Source organism: Streptomyces sp. NPDC028305 (assembly GCF_055569495.1).
The window spans coordinates 621,887-641,742 of sequence record NZ_JBVHTN010000006.1 but is presented as its reverse complement, the minus strand read 5'-3'; the positions used below and the strand labels follow the sequence as shown (position 1 = coordinate 641,742).

The 19,856-nt window shown below is 71.5% G+C and carries 21 protein-coding genes and 1 pseudogene; 13 read left to right on the top strand and 9 right to left on the bottom strand.

The genetic code is table 11. The annotated features are described in order from the left end of the window. Positions 1 to 23 precede the first annotated feature (23 nt). Positions 24 to 1,211: a PP2C family protein-serine/threonine phosphatase gene (locus ACZ4WQ_RS28375; protein ID WP_468022515.1), complete on the bottom strand. Its 1,188-nt coding sequence runs from the start codon at positions 1,209 to 1,211 to the stop codon at positions 24 to 26. Positions 1,212 to 1,345: 134 nt separating this feature from the next. Beyond that, positions 1,346 to 2,164, bottom strand: coding sequence for an IclR family transcriptional regulator (locus ACZ4WQ_RS28370; RefSeq protein WP_385351256.1), 819 nt, complete (start codon positions 2,162 to 2,164; stop codon positions 1,346 to 1,348). 275 nt (positions 2,165 to 2,439) lie between these two features. Here ACZ4WQ_RS28370 and ACZ4WQ_RS28365 point away from each other — a divergent pair, with 275 nt between their 5' ends. From ACZ4WQ_RS28365 to ACZ4WQ_RS28335, 7 genes are all read left to right on the top strand, one after another. Next, on the top strand, positions 2,440 to 3,060 hold the full coding sequence (locus ACZ4WQ_RS28365; protein WP_311726182.1) for a helix-turn-helix domain-containing protein: 621 nt from the start codon (positions 2,440 to 2,442) through the stop codon (positions 3,058 to 3,060). A 3-nt stretch (positions 3,061 to 3,063) separates the two neighbouring features. Beyond that, positions 3,064 to 4,233, top strand: coding sequence for an ABC transporter substrate-binding protein (locus tag ACZ4WQ_RS28360; RefSeq protein WP_398896718.1), 1,170 nt, complete (start codon positions 3,064 to 3,066; stop codon positions 4,231 to 4,233). Then, positions 4,230 to 5,171, top strand: coding sequence for an ABC transporter permease (locus ACZ4WQ_RS28355; protein ID WP_311726180.1), 942 nt, complete (start codon positions 4,230 to 4,232; stop codon positions 5,169 to 5,171). Before ACZ4WQ_RS28360 ends, ACZ4WQ_RS28355 begins: the two co-directional genes overlap by 4 nt. Then, entirely contained in the window at positions 5,168 to 5,950 is a 783-nt protein-coding gene (locus ACZ4WQ_RS28350) for an ABC transporter permease (protein ID WP_311726179.1), read from the top strand. Before ACZ4WQ_RS28355 ends, ACZ4WQ_RS28350 begins: the two co-directional genes overlap by 4 nt. Further along, positions 5,940 to 7,064, top strand: a complete 1,125-nt coding sequence (locus ACZ4WQ_RS28345) for an ABC transporter ATP-binding protein (RefSeq protein WP_398376018.1) — start codon at positions 5,940 to 5,942, stop codon at positions 7,062 to 7,064. Before ACZ4WQ_RS28350 ends, ACZ4WQ_RS28345 begins: the two co-directional genes overlap by 11 nt. A 22-nt stretch (positions 7,065 to 7,086) precedes the next feature. After that, positions 7,087 to 8,472: an NAD(P)/FAD-dependent oxidoreductase gene (locus tag ACZ4WQ_RS28340; protein ID WP_311726177.1), complete on the top strand. Its 1,386-nt coding sequence runs from the start codon at positions 7,087 to 7,089 to the stop codon at positions 8,470 to 8,472. Between the two features lie 252 nt (positions 8,473 to 8,724). Then, the gene (locus ACZ4WQ_RS28335) at positions 8,725 to 9,720 is read left to right on the top strand and encodes a hypothetical protein (RefSeq protein ID WP_398376020.1); all 996 of its coding nucleotides are present in this window, start codon (positions 8,725 to 8,727) and stop codon (positions 9,718 to 9,720) included. Here ACZ4WQ_RS28335 and ACZ4WQ_RS28330 read toward each other — a convergent pair. The 5 genes from ACZ4WQ_RS28330 to ACZ4WQ_RS28310 form a co-directional block, all read right to left on the bottom strand. Then, positions 9,717 to 10,190, bottom strand: a complete 474-nt coding sequence (locus tag ACZ4WQ_RS28330; protein ID WP_398376022.1) for a hypothetical protein — start codon at positions 10,188 to 10,190, stop codon at positions 9,717 to 9,719. The genes ACZ4WQ_RS28335 and ACZ4WQ_RS28330 overlap by 4 nt on opposite strands. Positions 10,191 to 10,260: 70 nt before the next feature. After that, positions 10,261 to 10,386, bottom strand: a complete 126-nt coding sequence (locus ACZ4WQ_RS28325) for a hypothetical protein (RefSeq protein WP_398376024.1) — start codon at positions 10,384 to 10,386, stop codon at positions 10,261 to 10,263. A gap of 151 nt (positions 10,387 to 10,537) precedes the next feature. Further along, a complete protein-coding gene (locus ACZ4WQ_RS28320; RefSeq protein WP_398376026.1) occupies positions 10,538 to 10,768 on the bottom strand; it encodes a hypothetical protein in 231 nt (76 codons plus the stop codon). Next, positions 10,762 to 10,995 carry a hypothetical protein gene (locus ACZ4WQ_RS28315; protein WP_398376028.1) on the bottom strand — a complete coding sequence of 78 codons (234 nt, stop codon included), beginning with the start codon at positions 10,993 to 10,995 and terminating at the stop codon, positions 10,762 to 10,764. Before ACZ4WQ_RS28315 ends, ACZ4WQ_RS28320 begins: the two co-directional genes overlap by 7 nt. Continuing rightward, the gene (locus tag ACZ4WQ_RS28310; protein ID WP_398376030.1) at positions 10,992 to 11,417 is read right to left on the bottom strand and encodes a hypothetical protein; all 426 of its coding nucleotides are present in this window, start codon (positions 11,415 to 11,417) and stop codon (positions 10,992 to 10,994) included. Before ACZ4WQ_RS28310 ends, ACZ4WQ_RS28315 begins: the two co-directional genes overlap by 4 nt. 180 nt (positions 11,418 to 11,597) lie before the next feature. Between ACZ4WQ_RS28310 and ACZ4WQ_RS28305 the strand changes: the two genes are divergently transcribed. Both ACZ4WQ_RS28305 and ACZ4WQ_RS28300 read left to right on the top strand, forming a co-directional pair. Continuing rightward, complete coding sequence (locus ACZ4WQ_RS28305; RefSeq protein ID WP_398376032.1) at positions 11,598 to 12,800, top strand: helix-turn-helix domain-containing protein; 1,203 nt, start codon at positions 11,598 to 11,600, stop codon at positions 12,798 to 12,800. Between the two features lie 38 nt (positions 12,801 to 12,838). Further along, positions 12,839 to 13,555, top strand: a complete 717-nt coding sequence (locus ACZ4WQ_RS28300; RefSeq protein ID WP_398376034.1) for a RibD family protein — start codon at positions 12,839 to 12,841, stop codon at positions 13,553 to 13,555. A gap of 37 nt (positions 13,556 to 13,592) precedes the next feature. Here ACZ4WQ_RS28300 and ACZ4WQ_RS28295 read toward each other — a convergent pair. Both ACZ4WQ_RS28295 and ACZ4WQ_RS28290 read right to left on the bottom strand, forming a co-directional pair. Continuing rightward, positions 13,593 to 14,477, bottom strand: a pseudogene (locus ACZ4WQ_RS28295) (sensor histidine kinase); the annotation flags it as partial. A gap of 1,035 nt (positions 14,478 to 15,512) precedes the next feature. Next, positions 15,513 to 15,689 carry a hypothetical protein gene (locus ACZ4WQ_RS28290; RefSeq protein WP_398376036.1) on the bottom strand — a complete coding sequence of 59 codons (177 nt, stop codon included), beginning with the start codon at positions 15,687 to 15,689 and terminating at the stop codon, positions 15,513 to 15,515. 339 nt (positions 15,690 to 16,028) lie between these two features. On the opposite strand from ACZ4WQ_RS28290, the gene ACZ4WQ_RS28285 reads away from it, so the two are divergent. The 4 genes from ACZ4WQ_RS28285 (at position 16,029) to ACZ4WQ_RS28270 (ending at position 19,854) form a co-directional block, all read left to right on the top strand. Further along, positions 16,029 to 17,060 carry a tetratricopeptide repeat protein gene (locus ACZ4WQ_RS28285; protein WP_468022514.1) on the top strand — a complete coding sequence of 344 codons (1,032 nt, stop codon included), beginning with the start codon at positions 16,029 to 16,031 and terminating at the stop codon, positions 17,058 to 17,060. Beyond that, positions 17,057 to 18,136: a polyprenyl synthetase family protein gene (locus ACZ4WQ_RS28280; protein ID WP_468022513.1), complete on the top strand. Its 1,080-nt coding sequence runs from the start codon at positions 17,057 to 17,059 to the stop codon at positions 18,134 to 18,136. The genes ACZ4WQ_RS28285 and ACZ4WQ_RS28280 overlap by 4 nt, the downstream gene beginning before the upstream one ends. Before the next feature lie 85 nt (positions 18,137 to 18,221). Continuing rightward, positions 18,222 to 18,473, top strand: a complete 252-nt coding sequence (locus ACZ4WQ_RS28275) for a ferredoxin (RefSeq protein ID WP_468022512.1) — start codon at positions 18,222 to 18,224, stop codon at positions 18,471 to 18,473. Further along, the gene (locus ACZ4WQ_RS28270; RefSeq protein ID WP_311726164.1) at positions 18,463 to 19,854 is read left to right on the top strand and encodes an NAD(P)/FAD-dependent oxidoreductase; all 1,392 of its coding nucleotides are present in this window, start codon (positions 18,463 to 18,465) and stop codon (positions 19,852 to 19,854) included. Before ACZ4WQ_RS28275 ends, ACZ4WQ_RS28270 begins: the two co-directional genes overlap by 11 nt. Positions 19,855 to 19,856: the final 2 nt, after the last annotated feature.

The window sequence follows — 19,856 nt, the reverse complement described above, 5'->3', positions numbered from 1 at the left end:
GAGCGCCTCGGGCACCGGGCACCTCAGGCACCGGTGCCCGGGCCTGTGGCCACGGCCGAGGCGGCGGCCGTGTCCGCGGCCGTCGGCTTGCGGAGCAGCACCAGCGCCGCGTCGTCGTGGAGCCGGCCGCCGACGTGCTCCAGCAGCTCGTCGTGGAGGGCGGCGACGGTGCGGGACGGCTCCGCGCAGGCGTGCCGGGCCACCCGCTCGGCCAGCGGGTAGAAGGCGCGCATGCCGTCCCGGGCCTCGGTGACCCCGTCGGTGTAGAGCAGCAGCTGGTCGCCGTCGGAGAAGGGCAGCACCTGGAGACTCGGGCGGCGGCCGACCAGGGCGCGCAGCCCCAGCGGCGGGGCCGGGTGGGTCGGCTCGACCGCCGTGACGTTGGAGTGGCTGACCAGCAGCGGCGGGGCGTGTCCGCAGTTGACGACCTCCATCCGGCCCGGCTGGGGGTATCCGGCGACCACGGCGGTCACGAAATCGTCGGGGCCGAGGTTGCGGGCCAGGCTGCGTTCGATCCGCTCGACGACATCGAGCAGGTCAGGCTCGTCGTACGCGGCCTCGCGGAAGACGCCGAGCACCAGCGCGGTGGTGCCCACCGCGGGCAGCCCCTTGCCGCGCACATCGCCCACGACCAGCCGTACGCCGTACGGGGTGGGCACCAGCGCGTACAGGTCGCCGCCGATCCGGGCCTCCGCGGCGGCGGCGCTGTAGCGCACGGCCACCTGGAACGGGCCGACGGTCGCGGGCACCGGCTTGAGCAGGGCGTTCTGGGCGGTCTCGGCGACCGAGCGGACGGCCGCCAGCACCCGTTCGCGGCGCCCGCGCAGCAGGCTGGCCAGCCCGCTGGCCAGGGTGACGGCAACCAGCGCGGACAGTGTGACCGCCTGCTCGCGGGCCGGTTCCCCGGTCCGGGCGGCGAGCACCGCGCCCAGCGCCACGGCGAGGAAGCCGATGCCCAGCACGCTGCGGGGCCGGCAGGTGGCGGCGGCCAGCGCGGGGCCCACGGCGAGCAGCGGGAGCCAGCTCAGCCCGGCGTCCCCGATGCAGACGAGCAGCGCGACCAGGGAGGTGGTCAGCACGGTCACCACGACGGCGATGTACGCGCCGCAGCGGGATTCGTCCAGGGATGCCGCCCAGGAGGCCGGGTCCGGCCGCCGGGCATGCGCATGCTTCAGCCGGTGGCCATGGTGATGGTCTCGGGCCTGGCTCATGTCAGTGTCCGAACTCTCTCCGCTCGCGGCGCGCACCCAGGCTGCTCTCGCCCGAATGTCCGTGATGCCCGTCTCTTGTGGAGACGTCCCTTATAGACAACACGCCCACGATGGCCATTACAAGAGTTCGAATTTCAGATAGTGAGCGAAAGCCCCCTGGTCACGCGGTCGCCCGCGGGGATCAGCCGGGCCCGGACCACGTCCAGGCGCGAGGCCCCGACGCGCGCGGCCCCGGGACGGGAGGACCTCAGACGGGAGGACCCCAAGCGCGAGGACGACTCCGCCCGCAGCGAGACCCCGAGCGCGCCGAGCATGTCCCCGCTGTAGACGGGCACCGCGAGACAGACCGCACCGAGGACGGACTCCTCGCGGTCGAGGACGGGCGCCCCGGGCGGGCCGGCGTCGAGGCGCCGGAGCAGTTCGGCCCGGTGGGTCACGGTCCGGGGCGTGAGATCGACCAGCGGGTGCCGGGACAGATAGTCCTCGCGGGAATCGGCGCCCAGCTCGCGCAACACGCACTTGCCCAGCGCCGTGGCGTGTCCGGCCTCCTCGAACCCCACCCCGAGGTCCACCCGCGGCACCCGCGGGCTGTCGACGATGTCGACGACCCTGATCTCGCCATCCTCGTAGAAGGTCAGATACGCGGCCACCGACAGCTCGTCGCGCAGCGCGGCGAGCGTGGGGCGGACGCGGGCCAGCAGCGTCTGGCCGCGGCTGCCGGCGCGCAGGGCGTCGACCTTCTCCCCGACCACGAACCCGCCGTCGTCGAGCTTGTGCGCATACCCGTCGTGACAGAGCGTGCGCAGCAGGTGGTAGGTGGTGGCCAGGGGCAGCCCCACCTCGCGTGCGAGCTGCTTCGCCGGCGCGCCGCCCTCGTGCGCGCCCACGGCCTCCAGCAGCCGGAAGGCCCGCTGCACGGATGTGATGAGCGTAGGGGCCACCTGAGCGCTCATGACTCCAGCTTGCGCCGGACGGGCGGGGCAGGCAAGGGATGGCGGCAAGCCTCTGACCTGCGACGCGACCATGACAGAACGGCCCGCGGCGCGCGATCGCCGCCCCGGCGCCGCCCGCACCCCATCCATTCATCTCAACTACGCCTGCATCACGGTTACTTCACACCTGACAGATTTTGTTAAGCAACTCTTGTCACGCCAGTTGGGCCGTGTCATGGTGCTTGCCATTCATCTCCCGTCGATCACTTCCGCTTCCTACCCCGCCCGGAGCTCAAGTGTCCGCCGAACCCAAGTCCGTCCCCGAACCGAAGTCCGCCCCCGAACCGCCCGCCGAACGTCCCGAGTCGGACGTGGGCAGGCGTGTGCATGCGTTCCGACGCCTGCGCCGTATGTCGCTGCGCGCCCTCGCGGAGCGCAGCGACGTCAGCGGGAGCTTCCTCAGCCAGCTCGAGCGCGGGCGCAGCAGCGCCTCCATCTCGACGCTGGCGCGCATCGCCTCCGCCCTCGGCATCACCATGGCCGAGCTGTTCGACACCTCGGCCATCGGTCCCACGCCCCTGCGCGCCCAGGACCGGCCGGAGCTCCCCTGGGTCGGTGGTGGCCGCAAGACCTCGCTCACCCGGGAACCGCTGGCCGGTTTCGGGGTGTACGAGGCCGAGTTCGCGCCGGGGGGCTCGACCGGGGACGAGCAGTACAGCCACCCCGGGTGGCATGAGGTCGTCGTGGTGCTGACCAACCAGGTGACCGTACTGCTCGACACCGAGCGCTTCGTGCTCGGCGAGGGAGACAGCCTGGACTTCGACTCCAGGCAACCGCACCGCATCGTCAACGAGACCGATGCCATGTCCGTCGTCCACTGGGTGCTGGGCCCCGTTCAGCCCGGCGACAAGGAGTAGCCGATGTCCCCCCGATCCTCATTCTCCGGAGCATTCCACGGGGCGTTCCGCGGAGTGCGGACCCGACGCCCCGCACTGGCCGGGACCGCCTTCGCGACCGTCGGTGTGCTGCTCACGGCCGGCTGCGCGCAAGGGGGGCCAGGCAAGGAGGCCGACGCGGCCGATCTCGTCGGCAAGCCCGCGGGCACGGTCAAGAAGGAAGCGCTCAAGGACGTCCGGATGACCTATGTGTCATACGGCGGCGGCATGCAGGACGGCCAGGAGGCCGCGTTCGTCGAGCCGTTCGCCAAGGAGTCCGGCGCCGATGTGCTCACCGACGGCCCCACCGACCCGGCCAAGATCAAGACGCAGGTGGACTCCAAGAACGTGCTGTGGGACGTGGTCGACACCACCCCGTGGGACGCCGCCGCCAACTGCGGGACGCTGTACGAAAAGCTGGACTACAAAATCATCGACACCAGCCGGCTGCCGCGCCAGACCCCCGAGTCGGACTGCATGGTCCCCTCGCTGATCTACGGGTACGGCCTCTTCTACAACGCCGAGAAGTACGGGGACAATCCCCCCACGACCTGGGCGGACTTCTTCGACACCGAGAAGTTCCCGGGCAAGCGGGGCGTCGACGGCCGTCCGACCCCCACCCCCGGCATCTTCGAGGCGGCCCTGCTGGCCGACGGCGTGGGCCCGAGCAAGCTGTACCCGCTGGACACCAAGCGGGCGCTGCGCAAGTGGGACAGCGTCAAGTCCGACCTCACGTACTGGAAGACCGGCGCCCAGCAGACCCAGATCGTGCAGTCCGGCCAGGCGGACATGGTGATGGCGTGGAGCGGCCGCATCTACGAGGCCAACGCCAACGGCGCCGACTTCCGCCCGGTGTGGAACAACAGCTTCACCCTCTATGACGTGTTCGCCGTGCCGAAGGGCTCGAAGAACGACAAGGCCGCGATGGGCCTGATCAACTACGCGCTCGGGGCCGAGCAGCAGACCAGGCAGTCCGAGTACACCAGCTACGCGCCGGTCAACGTCGGCGCCAAGCCCAAGCTGTCCCCGCAGGGCAAGAAGCTCGACCCGACACAGGAGACGGTGCTCAACCAGTCCATCACCCCCGACTTCACCTACTGGGGCAAGAACCGGGACAAGCTGTCCAAGGCCTGGTCCGACTGGCTGAACGGATGACAGCGCTCTCCCCCCGTACGGACCGTACGACGCCCGGCCGGCACGCCGACCGGCCGGGCGGGCGCGCGGAGCCCCCCGCCGCCACCGACCGGGCCCCCGGCTCCCCCCGGCGCTGGCTGCTGATCGTGCCGACCGCGCTGCTGGTGCTGGCCGGCTTCGTCTACCCGGTCGCCACGATCGTGGTGCGCAGCGTCACCCAGCCGGAGCCCGGTCTCCAGAACTTCTCGTGGCTGCTGCACGACACCACCTCGCTCGAGGTGCTGGGCCGCACCCTGGCCGTCGCCGCCCTGGCCACGCTGATCACCCTGGTGCTCGGCTACCCGTACGCGTATCTGATGACGGTGTCCGGACCGGCGCTGCGCGGGCTGCTGATGCTGGCCGTGCTGATGCCGTTCTGGACCAGCCTGATGGTGCGCGTCTTCGCCTGGGTGATCATCCTTCAGGACAACGGCGTGCTCAACACGGTCCTGGGCGCGCTGGGCCTCGGCGAGACGCATCTGCTCGGGACCACCACGGGCGTGCTGATCGGCATGTGCCAGCTCCTGATGCCGTTCATGGTGCTGCCCCTGTTCAACGCGATGCGCTCGATCGACCGGCGGGTGGTGCAGGCCGGGATGATCTGCGGCGCACCGCCCTGGACGGCGTTCCGGCGGGTCTTCGTCCCGCTGTCGCTGCCCGGGGTGTTCGCCGGGTCGCTGATGGTGTTCATCCTCTCGCTCGGCTTCTACATCACCCCCGCCGTGCTCGGCTCGCCCCGCCAGGAGCTGCTGCCCAACGCGCTGTACACGCAGATCAGCGAGTTGCTGAACTGGGGCCGCGGCGGGGCGCTCGCGGTGGCCCTGCTGCTCACGGCGGGCCTGCTGCTCGCGGTGACGGCCTGGGTGTCCAAGCGGGTCACCGGTAAGTCGGCCCAGGTCACGGGAGGTCTGGAGCTGTGAGCAGGCGAATCCCCCTCAAGATCTTCGGCGCGCTGGTCGCGCTCTGGCTGGTCGCCCCGACGCTGGTGGTGATCCCGCTCAGCTTCACCGGGCAGCGCTCGCTGGCGTTTCCGCCCGAGCGCTGGTCCCTGCGGTGGTACGAGTCGTTCTTCTCGGACAGCCGCTGGGTGGCCGATCTGCTGAACTCGCTCCAGATCGCCGCCCTCGTCGGGGTCCTGGCCACCGTGCTGGGCACGGCCGCCAGCTACGCCCTGACCCGCGGCCGGTTCCGGGGCCGGGGCGTGGCGGGCGCGCTGCTGATCGCCCCGATGCTGGTGCCCACGGTCGTCTTCGCGGTGGGCCTCTACGCGCTGTTCCTCCAGCTGCGGCTGGTGGGGACGTTCACCGGGTTCCTGATCGCGCACACCGTGCTGGCCCTGCCGTTCGTGATCGTCCCGGTGTCCTCGGTGCTGTCGCGGTTCGACACCACGCTGGAGCGCGCGGCGGCGATCTGCGGCGCGAGCCGCGGGCGCGCCTTTCTCACGGTCACCCTGCCGGTGATCGCGCCCGGTCTGCTGTCCGGGTTCATGTTCGCCTTCGTGACCTCCTTCGACGAGGTCGTGGTGTCCATGTTCATCTCCAGCCCCTATCTGGAGACCCTGCCGGTGCGGATGTACAGCAGCATCCAGCGCGACGTCGATCCCACCATCGCCGCCGCGGCCACCCTCATCATCTGCTTCACCAGCGCGCTGATCGCGATCGCGCTGCTCGCACCATCGCGGAGGCGACGTGTCAGCTGACCTCAAGCGCGGCGGGTCCGCCGACCTCACGTCGGCCGACCTCAAGCGCACCGGGGCCGCCATCGAACTGCGCGGCCTGACCAAGAACTACGGGTCGAGCCGGGCCGTGCGCGGCGTCTATCTCACCATCCAGCCGGGCGAGTTCATGACCTTCCTGGGCCCCAGCGGCTCGGGCAAGACGACCACGCTCAACATGATCGCGGGCTTTGTGCCGCCGACCTCGGGCGACATCCTGGTCGACGGCAAGCCGCTGAACTCCGTGCCCCCGCACCGGCGCGAGATGGGCATGGTCTTCCAGGGCTACGCCCTGTTCCCGCACCTGAGTGTGTGGGACAACATCGAATTCCCGTTGCGGCAGCGGAAGCTGCCGAAGGCGCGGCGGCGCGAACTGGTGCGCGCGGCGGTGCGGACCGTACAGCTGGAGGGGTTCGAACGGCGCCGCCCCGCGGAGCTGTCCGGCGGCCAGCAGCAGCGGGTCGCCTTCGCGCGGGCCATCGTCTACCGGCCGCCGGTGCTGCTCATGGACGAGCCGCTGGGCGCGCTCGACAAGAAGCTCCGCGAGGCCCTCCAGGAGGAGATCCGGGAGATCCACCGCCAGGTGGGCACCACGTTCCTCTATGTCACCCACGACCAGGAGGAGGCGCTCACCCTCTCCGACCGGATCGCCGTCTACGACGACGGGCGGATCGTGCAGGTGGGCACCGCGGAGGAGCTCTACGAGCGGCCCGAGTCGCTGTTCGTGGCCCAGTTCCTCGGCGAGTCCACGCTGCTGCGCGGCGTCGTCCACCCCGACGACCCGGGGCGGCTGCACGCGGGCGCGTACGGCGTGCCGCTGGGCGGCGCCCACACGGTGCGCGGCGACGCCGTGGTCGTGATCCGCCCCGAGCGGCTGCGGCTGTCGGCCGAGCAGCCGGCCCCCGGCCGGGCCGGGGTGCCGATCACCGTGCGCGACGAGACGTACCTCGGCCACTCGCGGAAGCTGACCGTCGAACTGCCCGGCGGGTCCACCGGGCTGGTCCGGGAGGGCCCCGGCACCGCCTCCGGGCTGCGCGTCGGCGACACCGGCTTCGCCACCTGGGACCCGGCCGTCGCCGCCGTGGTCCCCGCCACATGACCTCTTGATAAGGACAAGCGAAGTGATCAACGGTCAGGTCTCCTACTGGATGCAGGACACGGCCGCCTCCGAACGCCCGGAAAGGCCCCCGCTGGACGGGGACACCACCGTCGACGTGTGCGTCGTCGGCGCCGGATACACCGGGCTGTGGACCGCGTACTGGCTCCGCCAGGCGCTGCCCGACGCCTCGATCCTCGTGGTCGAGGCGCAGCACGTCGGCTACGGCGCCTCCGGCCGCAACGGCGGCTGGCTCTCCGGCAAGATGATCGGGCTCTCCCGCCACATGGCCGAGGGCCCCGGAGGCCGGGAGGCGGTCCTCGAACTGCGGCGCGCGGCGGTCGACGCGTTCGACGAGATCCTCGGGATCATGGCCGACCACGCCGTGGACGTGGACGCCGTGCACGGCGGCTACCTCACCATCGGCCGCACCCCCGCCGAACTCGCCCGGCTCCGGGCGGCGGTCGAGGCCGAGCGCGCGTGGGGCATGACCGAGGACGACGTACGGCTGCTGTCCGCAGCCGAGGCGGCCGACCGGATCAGCATCGACGGGATGCTCGGCGCGCTCTACAGCCCGCACAACGTACGGCTCCACCCCGGAAAGCTGGTCGCCGGCCTGGCCTCGGCCGCCGAGGCCGCCGGCGTCCGGATCGCCGAGCGCACCCCGGCCCTGGACATCGCCCCCGGCCGCGTCCGCACCGCGCACGGCACCGTGACCGCCCGCCACGTCCTGCGCGCCACCGAGGGATACACCGCGCGGCTGCCCGGCCGCCGCCGCGACATGCTGCCCATGAACAGCTCGATGGTCATCACCGAGCCGCTGTCCGAAGCGGACTGGAAGACCATCGGCTGGACCGGCGGCGAAGCCCTCTCCGGCGCCCAGCACACCTACTTCTACGCCCAGCGCACCGCCGACGGCCGCATCGCCCTCGGCGGCCGCGGCCTCCCGTACCGCTTCGGCTCCCGGCTCGACCAGGACGGACGCCTGGACCGCTGGACCATCGGCCAGCTGCACGGCGTGCTGCGCGGCCTGTGGCCCGAGGTGCGCTTCGAACTCGCCCACGCCTGGTGCGGCTCCCTGGGCGTACCGCGCGACTGGTCCCCCTCGGTGGTGTGGGACCCGGCGACGGGCCTCGGCCACGCCGGGGGCTACGTCGGCCAGGGCGTGACGGCCTCCTACCTGGCCGGCCGAACCCTCGCCGACCTGGTGGCCGGGAAGGAGACCCGCTACACCCGCCTGCCCTGGTCGGGCCGGACCTCCCCCCGCTGGGAACCGGAACCGCTGCGCTGGCTGGGCTCCTACGCCATGTACGGCCTCTACCGAATCGCCGACCTCAGCGAGGGCAGCGCCCGCCACGAGGGCACCTCGACCTTCGCCCGGCTGGCCGACACGATCACCGGCCGGCACTGATTCCTTGTCGTGCTCGGTTCTCCCCCAGCCACCGCTGGGGTACCCGCTCTGCCTCTCTGAGCAGGGGCGGAGGGCCGATCATCGGATGCACGGCGACCGCGATCCGGGCGCCCCGGAGCCGATGTTGGTGATCCGGCCGCCGTCGCCCATCGGTGGCGGCGCGAGCTGGATGATGAAGTACGGTGCCCTCACATTCACGGCGAACAGGCGGTCGAACGCCTGCCAGGACACGGTGCGCTCGGGAGGGACGGCATGAGGTGGCGGTGGCGCAGTCCGTTCACGGGGAGCCCGAAAAAGCCGCAGGCTGCGGAGCGGGCGCGGCTCGACGCGGCGATCACGGCTCTCGGCATCGCCCTTGACGAGCATCCCTTCCGCCCCGGTCAGGACGGTACGACGGCCGCCATGCGGCGGGACCTGCTGGACGCCCTCGACGCCTACGACCGGGCCAAACGCAGGGCAGCGGACGACGACCCGCACGGCGCGCGGGAAGCGGTGGAGGACGGCCGGCACGCGCTGGCCGTCCTCGACGCCCGGCTCGCGGGGCAGCGTCCGCCGGACCGGATGCCGGAGTGCTTCTTCGACCCCGTTCACGGCCGCGCGACGGCGCGCGTCCGGTGGGCGCCGGAGGGCGGCCGGGAGCGCCTCGTGGCCGTCTGCGCCACCGACGCCGCGCGCCTGGCCGAGATCTCCGGCCCGAGGGCGTCCGGCAAGGACGAGGCGTACGGAGACGAGCGTCGTCGTCCCGTGACACTGCCGGACGCGCGGGGGCCCTATGTCCTGCGGGTGGTGGCCGTCTCCCCGGCCCGTTTCATCGTGAGCAGGGACCCGGGGCGCGGAGGGCAGACCTACCGGGTGCACGGCGGGGGCGGACCGGCGGGCGCCCTGCTTCCGCTCCCGGCCGGGAGGGGCGGGACCCAGGTGTGGGTGGAGGCGGCGGCGGACGACGGAGCCGCAGGCACGGACTGGGCGGCCACCGCGCACACCCTGGATGAGGTCGCAGCGCACGATCCGATGACCCTCGGCCACGGCGACGGCCTGGTCCGCCACGACGGCCCTGCCGGCCCGGCTGTTTTCGCCCATCGCGGCCCCGGACGGTTCGAACTGCTCGCCCTGAACGGACGGCTCGTCAGGTGGGCCACGGCCGCGTCCGGGACGGGCGACCAGGACGTGTCATTCTCCCTTCCCGGCCCCGGGTGGTACCAGGTGCGGGCCCGTGGGTCGTGGACCCTCACCATGGCCGACGGCTAGGGGCTTATCGGGCAGGGGATGGCCGGGCGGATCCGGTTCGCGCTGCATGCGACCACGTGGACGGAGGCGAATCCGGTCCCCCGCAGATACCACCCGCCCACAACATCCCCACCCCAGCCGAGCCGGTCCCCTGCGGCCGCGAACCGTTCGGTCTGCCGCGCGGGGTTCTTGTCGTGGTCGGTCATGAAGGCGGGGGTCAGGTCGGTGACCTGGTCTTGGTACCAGACAGCGGCTTTCTCCGGTTCCCCGAAGGTCGCCTTGATCATCCTGGCGGGGCGCAGCAGCCAGTGCGGTACCTCCAGCGGCGGCACCTCGCTCGCCATGAACGCGGGGCTCGCGGAGGCGATCTGCCTCCACTCCTGGGGCGAGACATCGTGGACGACGAGGTGTGGTGGGCGGCGTGTGGACTCGTCGTCGTAGGTTCGGCGTTCTCCGGTCCAGCGGTAGCAGTGCCAGTGTGACGCTGTCATGAGGGTGGCTCCTGCGGGGTGGGAGCGGCCCCGCCCCGGCGGGGCGGTCTGAGGGCGGGGCCGCGGTCGGCTAGTGCGCGTACTGTCGTCCGTCGTCGGAGTCGCCGGGTGTCTGTCCGCCGGGTGTCGGGGCGTCGGTGTCCGGCATGGTGTCGCCGCCTTCTGGGTCCTGGCGGGAGGCGTGCTGTAATCGCATGGGCTGCTCCTGTGAGTTCAGATGTGCAGGGGTGTCCTCGCGCGGTTGCGCGGTGCTCGTCCCGGTCACTGGCCTGCAAGCGGGGGCCGGGGCGAGGCCCTGCCCCGGAGGGGCAGGGGATGGGGGATGGGCCGCCGAGCGGCCCACCGGTCTAGGTGGCGTCTGCCTTCAGCGCCTCGATGGGCGGCGCCTTGTGGCAGTCGCAGTCACACCGGACGGTGAAGATGAGCGCGCCACGGGTCGCGGGCGGTATGGGTGCCGCGCGGACCTCGCCTGGTCCATTGCAGAACCCGTGGATCTCGGTGGGCGTGGTGTCGGGTTCGGCGGTGTACAGCGCGCAGTACGGGGACAGGCGCCGGGCGCCGACCGGGGCAGTCACCATGCTCTCCCCGCCTGAGCTGCCCGCAGTGCCATGACCGCCTCACCCTCGTGGCGAGCGCGCCGTAGAGCGTCGATCTGAACGATCGGGTCGATGTGTTGGGGGAAGGTGAGGGCGTGCTCGGGGCAGGAGTAGATAGTCCGGCCGCCGATGCTCGCGGAGTGCACGTGTCCCACGATGACCGGCTCGTTGGTCGGCTTGTCGCAGCGCGCGCAGACATGAGACGTCACTGACTGGCCTCCTCGCCGGAACCGAACTCGACAACCGCCGCAAGAAGAAGGGCCTGGCGCAGTTGCTCGGCGTCGGTCAGGTACCGGTTGGGACCCACCGGAATGTGCCAGTGCAGGCCGGGTCCCTTCCTGCAGTGCCCGGGCGGCACACCCATGTACGTGAGCTCGGCGGTGGTCGTCGCAAGTACCTGCACCTGCCGGATGGGCTGCCAGTAGTGGGCGCTTCCCGGCGAGATGAGCCAGTACATGGTGCTGTAGTCGGCGATGACGGCGCCGCCCTGCTTGCCGAGAAGATCAAGGGTGCGTTCGCTGATGGCCTTGGGGGCGCGCACAGCGTCCCAGTAGTGGCCGACCTCGACCATCTCTACGTCGTTGCCGCGCGGCGGTGTCCACGCGGCGGGCGCGGGCTGAGCGAATGTCATGAAGATGCCTCCGGCGGAGCGTGTCTCCCAGTGCATCCAGGCAACCGCTGCGCCGTTGCCGCCGTCTCGGGCGTATGCATCTGACGCTGTGCGTATGCGGAACCTGCCCTACGCCTGCGACTGGATCGCTACTGTGGGTATTCCTTGTCGAGCCACGCCCACCGCAGATCGGGAGCGGATATGGCGCAGTCAGCACACCACCGCAGCGCAGGTGAGGCCATCGCGGCCGCCCGCCGCGAACGCGGTTGGCCGCAACGGCAACTGGCCGAAATGTGCGGGTACAGCCAGAGCACCATCAGCCGGTTAGAACGCGGTCGTCAGTCTGCCCGCGACGTCGATGTGCTCGCGCTCGTCGCCGACCGGCTCGGAATGCATCCCTCCGAAGTCGGATTGGCCGGAGGCACCACCCACAATGCTGACGTGAACCGCCGTTACTTTCTGGGCGCAGCGGCCGGCCTCGGTATACTCCCCACCCCAGTCGGCTCCACGAGCCGCCGCCCGATCAATCCAGCGGTCGTTGGCCACCTCTCCCAGCTTCGCTCCACCCTGGTCCAATCAGACGGGCTTTACGGACCGCACTCCGCCATCAGCGCCGTCCATGACCACCTCGCTGTCATCGAGCAGCAACTGCTTCCTGTAGCTACCGGTGCCCTTCGCCGCCGCATCCTGGAAACCGCCTCCGAGTGGGCAGAATTCGCCGGCTGGCTGTACGAGGACCTCGGCCACCCCGACAAGGGCCTATGGTGGTCCGACCGCGCGATGGAGTGGGCGCAGGAGGCCGACGAGCCCGTGCTCCAGGCATTCATCCTGATGCGCAAGTCCCAGCAATCCGTCGGTCTGATGCAGCAACAGCGGGCGGTTGGTTTGGCGGCGGCTGCGCTACGAGTCCGAGGCGATGTGTCCGCCCGTATCCGCGCCTCGGCTCGCCTCCAGGAGGCGCACGGCCACGCGCTTGGCGGCGACGAGAGCAAGGCCCTGCGCGCGCTCGACGCCGCCGACGCACTCGTCGGCGGAGACGATGCGGTGACCAATCAGCTTGGGGGGTACTGCAACTCTTCCTACGCCAAGGCCCAGCGGGCGACTTGCTACCTTCGCTTGGGCAAGCCAGCCGACGCCGTGACCGCCTACCAGCGAGCGCTCAAAAGTTGGCCTGATACCTACCAACGCGAGCGCGGGCTGCACCTGGCACGCCTCGCGGGCGCTCACGCCGCAAACCGTTCCCCCGATGCGGCTTGCAGCACCGCCATGGAAGCCCTGGAGATCACCCGCGAGACGGAGTCACGACGCACCACCGCAGAGCTGCGCCGGGTCGTCACCGGCCTCGCGCCCTGGCGGCGCACCGCGATGGTCCAGAGCCTGACCGAGGCAATCGCCACTGTCTGACCTAGGCTCACCGATATAAACCTCCGGGAAAGGGACCCATGGACATCAGCGAGTTGGTCGGCGCCGACGAGTGGACCACTGTTGAGGGACGCCCGTACGTCGTCTACAAGTACGCGGCCACGCTGGACGGCCGGATCGCCGCAGCGGATTCCACCAGCCAGTGGATCACGAGCGCGGCGTCGCGAGCCGAGGTCCATGCCCTGCGCGCGGCCTGCCAGGCTACGGTGGTGGGCTCCGGCACACAGCAAGCGGACAATCCGCACCTCGCCGTGCGCTCGGCGGTGGACGACCCCAAGCTGAAGGTGGCCGTACCAGCCGACGAGCAGCCGTGGCGGGTGATCGTCGACAGCAACGCGCGCACGCCCGCCGGGGCCCGCGTGCTCGATGCCGCCGCGCCCACGATCATCGCCGTGGCCGAGGACGCGGACGCCACGCACCTGGAGGGCATCGGGACCGTCGTCCGGCTCCCGCGCGCCAAGGAGGGCCTGGATCTCGACGCGCTGCTGCGCGAGTTGTCATCGCGCGGCGTGCGCGGGATGTTCCTCGAAGGCGGGCCCACCCTCGCCGCTTCCTTCGTGTCGGCCGGGCTGGTCGACCGCGTCATCGCCTATATCGCGCCCGCGCTCCTCGGACGCGGTAAGAGCGCGCTCCAGGGCGGCACCATCGAGACCATCGACGACATCCTGCGGTGCGAGCTGCTGGACGTCGCGCGGTCAGGACCTGACATCCGGCTGATCGCACGCCCGCAGCTGTGAAGCCAAGCGCCCGGCGTCTCTCTTGATCGGCAGATCAGCCTTGGATGATCGCGTTGGGCAGCATGACCAGCGACGTGGTGCCGTCGTGATTGTCGGAGGGGCACAGCTGGACGCGGATGCCGTGCCGATCGGCGAGGCAGCCGACCACGACGAGGCCCATGCGCTGCGAGACCGCGGCGTCCACGGTCGGCGGGTTGGCCAGCTTGTGGTTGATGTCCGCCAAGTCCGCGACAGTCAGGCCGATGCCCTCGTCATGGATCTCGATCATGACACGGCCGTCGGGCAGCCGGATCGCGGTCACCCGCACCTTGGTGTACGGAGAGGAGAAGGTGGTGGCGTTCTCCAGGAGCTCGGCGAGCAGGTGCACCAGGTCGGTCACGGCGCGGCCGCGGATCCCGGCCTCGGGGATGCCGGTAAGTTCGATGCGCTGGTACTGCTCCATCTCAGAGGAGGCAGCTCGCAGGACGTCGATCAGTGGGACAGGATGGGGCCACCGGAGGTGAGGCTCCGCGCCGATGAGGGTCAGGAGGTTTTCGCCGCTGCGGCGCATGCGGACCGCGAGGTGGTCCAGCTTGAAGAGGTTCTCCAACTGGTCCCGGTCGGCCTCCTCGTTCTCCAGTGCGCTGATCAGGCCCAGTTGGGCCTGAAGGAGGCCCAGATTGCGATGGGCGAGGTTACTGACCATCGAGGTGATGTGGCGGCGGAGCAGCGTCTGCTCAGCAACGAGCCGGACCGCCTGGCGGTGGACCTCGTCGAAGGCGCGGGCGACCGCCCCGATTTCGTCCTTGCTGTGAATACCGACCGGCTTGACCGTGATATCGGCCTTGTCCAGGTCGGCTCGGGACAGCTCCTCGACCAGCCCGGGAAGGCTTCGATTCGCGATGTCGAGCGCGTAGTCCCTCAGTTGCCGCAGCGCCGCTGACCTGCTGACGACCGAGGGTCGGATCCGCGTCACCCTGGAAGTGGCTTCTTCAATGATCTCTCTGGCCTTCGCCTCGGACTCTTCGCGGCGGGCAGCGGCATCCCGGGCGGCCGCCAAGCGCACCTGCTCGGCCTCTCTGTGTACCCGCTCAAGGTCTACGCGATACTGCTCGGCGGTATCCGCCGCCTTCGCGATGCGCAGACGTTCATCCTGCACCTGCCGTTCCAGTGCTTCGCGCTCTGCCGCTTCTTCCGCGGCGGCGAGCTCTGCTTCGAGTTCCGCACAGCGCGTTTGTGCGGCGTCTCGGTCGCGCACCGCTTCTTCCAGCGCCGTCTCCAGGTCCTCGATCGTCGCGCGCAGGTGCTCGCACCGCCCTTCGAGCTCGGCCTTCTGACGGCGGTGCAGTTCAAGCGCTGCCCCCAAACGCTGCTGCCTGCGCGCGTAGGCCGCCTCGTTCTGCCGGATTGACGATTCGAGCTCACCCAGCAGGCGTTTCTGATCGGATACGTCCTTTTCGAGTTCGCGGATGCGCAGCTCGGCCTGTTCCTTCTCCAGAACCGCGTCCTCCAGACGGTCACTGGCCATCTGCTCGCGGTACCTGGCCGGCTGGACGGCCAGCAGTGCCTCGCGGTGCCTCTGGTAGAGGTGTCCCTGCAAGTCCGCGGTGACCTCGATCCCGTTGAAGCCGCACGCCGCCTTCATCAGGACGTCGAGGAACTGTTTGTCAGGAATTCGTTCACCCGCGAAGTAGCGGGAGAGGGAGGGCGCGCTGACGTGATGGCATGAGGCGAACTCACGCAAGCTCTTGCCCGTGGCCCGGAACAGACCCCGCAGCGCGCGTGCCAAGTCTCGCGCCTCCGGGGAAAGACCAGGTAATAAGGGTTTGAAGCCCTTGAGGTCTTCCACGTCGCCGAAGGAAGTCTCCCCAGCCCCCGTGAATTCGCGCTCCCTCACCTGTCCGTCCTACCTCTCCGTGCCCGTCGCTGACATAGGTTCCCACCACGCAAAGCCGCCGTAGTCCACCACGCTCGGTGATCATTCGATGAGTGTGTTGAAGAACGGCACGGCGAAGCCGAAGGCCGCCACTCCTGACAGGACCGCTTTCGAAGGGCTTGCGCCGGCGGAGCCGGTCAGGATGGCTGCTCCGATGCCGCACAGGATCGCCAGCAGAAGGATGAGGGCCGACCGCGTGGTCAGCAGTGCACGGTTCACAGCAATCCCCTCGGCTGCGGCGGCATATGACCGCCGGTGACGTCTCGTCCCGCTACGCAGGTGGCTCCACTCTGCAAGCGGTCAGAGTGTTGCGGAACGGAAACACCGGTTGTTTCCGCAGATGGGAACAGATTCACGTCTCAGGTCTGTGATTCCGGCCGGAAACGGTCTGAAACGGCGCGCCTTCGCGCGCCCGCCAGCCGCCACCCCTGGCCGACCTGCGACGGAACACGGATCCGCCCCCACACACGGCCATCTATACACCACGTTTATAGACGCCATGTATAGTCCGGTGTCGATCAAGACCGCGGCATCCGCCGACGCGTCGGAAAGGCACCCATGTACGCCAAGGCATTAGCGCCCGAGTACCAAGGCGCGCTCAGTTCCCTGTCCGTGAACTCCTCCCTCGCCGATGTCCTCGCCGAGGGCACCGACCGGCTGCGCGCCGCCGAGGAGGCGGGGTCCCGGGGGGAGGCCGCTCGCTCGGGGCTCGCCGTGGCGGAGGCGTACCGCCGGCTGGGCCACATCGAGGAGGCCGACCGCGCCTGGAAGGCGAGCTACCGCGCCGCCCGGTCGGCGGGCGACGTGGGCGCGATGGCGTGGGCGGTGTGGAGCGGCGGCACCCTCGCCCGGCAGCGGGGCTCCCTCGCGCTGGCCCGCCGGCTGCTCACCCACGCCGCCGAGTTGGGCAAGCGCGGCGGAGACGTCGTGGCCCGCGGCTACTCGCTGGCCGGCCTCGCGGAGACCGGCCGTATCCAGGGCGACTACGAGGCCGTGCACGCCCTCCACGAGCAGCTGCTCGCCGAGGCCCGCCACACCGTGTGGGCGCTGGAGGGCATCGCCCAGATCCACCGGAACACCGGCTCGTACGACACCGCCTTCGCGATGTTCGAGGAGGCCGCGGCCATCGCGGCCCAGGCCGACGACCGGCGCGGCCACGCGTGGGCGCTGCGCGGCATGGCCGACATCGTGTCCCTGCGGGACAAGGACGTGGACCGGGCCCTGGCGCTGCTGTCCGAGGCCGAGCTCACCTGCCGCGAGATGAAGCTGTCCAGCGCGCTGGCCTACAACCACAAGATGCGCGGCAACGTCCTGTACCGCGCCGCCCATTACCCGTCGGCCCGGGAGTACTACGAGACGGCGCTGGCCGAGTTCCGCGCCATGAGCGAGCCGCGCGGCACCGCGCTGTCCCGCCTCGGGCTGGCCAAGACGCTCGCCCGCCTCGGGCAGGACCCGGCGGTCACCGCCGCGGAACTGGACGAGCTGCGGGGGGAGCTGGACCGGATCGGGCTGCGACACGCCCGCGAGATGGTCGACGCGGCGTACGAGGAGCTGGGCATATCGGCCCAGGAGAGGGGGGCCGCCCGATGACCGCGCCACCGGCCACGCTCCTCCCCGCCTCCGCCTCCGCTTCGCGGACCCTCACCCGCTGCCGCGGCCTCGTACGCCCCGCGCTGACCGCGGCCGTCGAGCGGCTCCACCCGTATCCGGGCGAGATGGCCGCCTTCTCCTTCGGCTGGTGCGAGGTGGGCGGCGGCCCGGCCGTCCGGCCCGGTGGCGGCAAGGGCGTGCGCCAGGCCCTGGCCGTGCTCGGCGCGGAGGCGGCGGGCGCGCCCGGGGCGGCCGCGATCCCCGGGGCGGTGGCCGTCGAGCTGGTCCACGCCTTCTCGCTCCTGCACGACGACATCATGGACGGCGACGAGACCCGGCGCCGGCGCGCGACCGTGTGGAAGGCGTACGGCACCGGCCCCGCCGTCCTGGCCGGGGACGCGCTGTTCGCCCTCGCGGTGCAGACGCTCGCCGAGTCGCCCGGCCCGCACGGCGGCGCGGCCATCCGGCATCTGTCGGGGGCGCTGGGCGACTTGGTGCGCGGTCAGGCGGAGGACCTGCTGTTCGAGTCCCGCCCCTGGACCGGCCCCGACGCGGTCCGCACCGCCGAGTACCGCGCCATGGCCGAGGCCAAGACCGGTGCGCTCCTGGGCTGCGCCGCGGCCCTCGGCGCCGTATTGGCGGGCGCCCCGGAGCCGGTCGTCACCGCGCTGGACCGGGCCGGGCGCCACCTGGGGGTGGCCTTCCAGGCCGTGGACGATCTGCTCGGCATGTGGGGTGACCCGAAGGTCACGGGCAAGCCCGTGCACGGCGATCTGCGCCGGCGGAAGAAGACGCTGCCCGTGCTGGCGGCCCTGGCCGCGGACGGCCCGGCCGCCCGCGAACTCGCCGCGCTGCTCACCGCCGACCCGGGGACCGCTGACCCGGGCACCTCCGACGCCGCCGTCCGCCGCGCCGCCGAGCTGGTCGAGCGGGCGGGCGGCCGCGCCACCACCCTGGCCGAGGCCCACCACCACCTGGACGCCGCCCGCGCCTGTCTGGCCTCCGTCCCGCTGGACCCGGTCGCGGCAGGGGAGCTGCTGGGCCTGATGCCGTTCCTCGTCGACCGCGCGCTCTGACGCGTCGGACCACCCCTTTGGCCCGGCTGTGCGCGCGGCGGTACGCCGCCTCGCCCATGCTGCTGGTGTGGAAGGACGGGGCCCGATGAGGCTTGTTGTCGATCTGAACCGCTGTCAGGGGTACGCGCAGTGCGTCTTCCTGGCGCCCGAGGTGTTCGCCCTGCACGGGGACGAGGCGCTGCGGTACACCCCTTACGCCGACGACTCGCGGCGCGAGCAGGTGGCCCGCGCGGTGGCCGCCTGCCCGGTCCAGGCGATCCTCCTGGACGAGGTGGACGAGACGGGCGAAACAGGCGAGGCTTACGACCTGCCCCCGGTGGGCTCCGATGTCCGCTGACGGCCTGGAGTGGCTGCGGCGCGAGGGTCGGATCGTGATCGTCGGCGCGTCCCTGGCCGGGCTGCGGGCCGCGGAGACCCTGCGCGAGGAGGGGTTCACCGGCTCGCTCACGCTCATCGGCGACGAGCCCGACGAGCCGTACGACCGGCCGCCGCTGTCCAAACAGGTCCTGGTGGGCGACGCGCCCGCGGACCGCACCACGCTGCCCCGGCGCCGCGCGGTCGAGGCCCACTGGCGCCTGGGGACGGCCGCGGTCGGGCTGGACCCGGCGGCCCGGCGGGTGCGCTTGGCCGACGGCGACGAGGTGCCGTACGACCGGCTGCTGATCGCCACCGGCGTCCGCTCCCGCCCGTGGCCGAACCCCGCCGAAGCCGAGCTCGACGGCGTCTTCGTGCTGCGCACCAGCCGGGAGGCGGCGCGGCTGCGGCGCCGGCTGGCGGCCGGGCCGCGGCGGGTGCTGGTCATCGGCGGCGGCTTCACCGGCTCGGAGATCGCGTCCGCCTGCCGGGAGCTGGGGGTGCCGGTCACCGTCGCGGAGCGCGGCCCGACGCCGCTGGTGGGCGCCCTGGGCGGGGTGATCGGCCAGATCGCGGCGCAGCTCCAGCGCGCGCACGGCGTCGATCTGCGCTGCTCGGTCACGGTCACGGGTCTTGAGGGGGACGCGGCCGGGCGGCTGCGGCGCGCCCATCTGTCCGACGGCACCGCCCTCGACGTGGACGTGGCAGTGATCGCGCTCGGCACCGTCCGCAACACCGAGTGGCTCGCCGGCTCGGGGCTCGGCGCCGGGCCCCGCGGGGTCGCCTGCGACGCCGGGTGCCGGGTCTTCGACGTCCGGGGCCTGGTCACCGACGACATCTTCGCGGCCGGGGACGTCGCCCGGTGCCCGCATCCGCTCTTCGGCTACCAGTTCCTGTCCCTCGAACACTGGGGCAACGCCGTCGCGCAGGCCGAGGTCGCGGCGCACAACATGATCAGCGCCGGTCCGGACCGCCGCCCCCACCTCTGGGTCCCCGCCTTCTGGTCCGCGCAGTTCGGGGTGAACATCAAGTCGATCGGGGTGCCCTCCCTCGGCGACGAGCTCCTCATCGCCCAGGGGTCGCTCGCCGAGCGCAGCTTCACCGGCGTCTACGGCCATCAGGGCCGCGTCATCGCCGCCGTCACCTTCGACCGGACCAGGTGGCTGGACTTCTACCGGCGGCAGATCGAGACGGCCGCGCCCTTCCCGCCGGACTTCCCCACCACGGACCGCGGCCCCGACGCGCTGCGCCCGGTCCCCGCCGACTTCCCCGACCCGTCCCTGCCCACCCACGGGCCGACCGTCACCCTCAGCGGCTACTCACCGACCGACCGGCGGATCGTCTTCACGCCCGCCCGGGCCTAGAG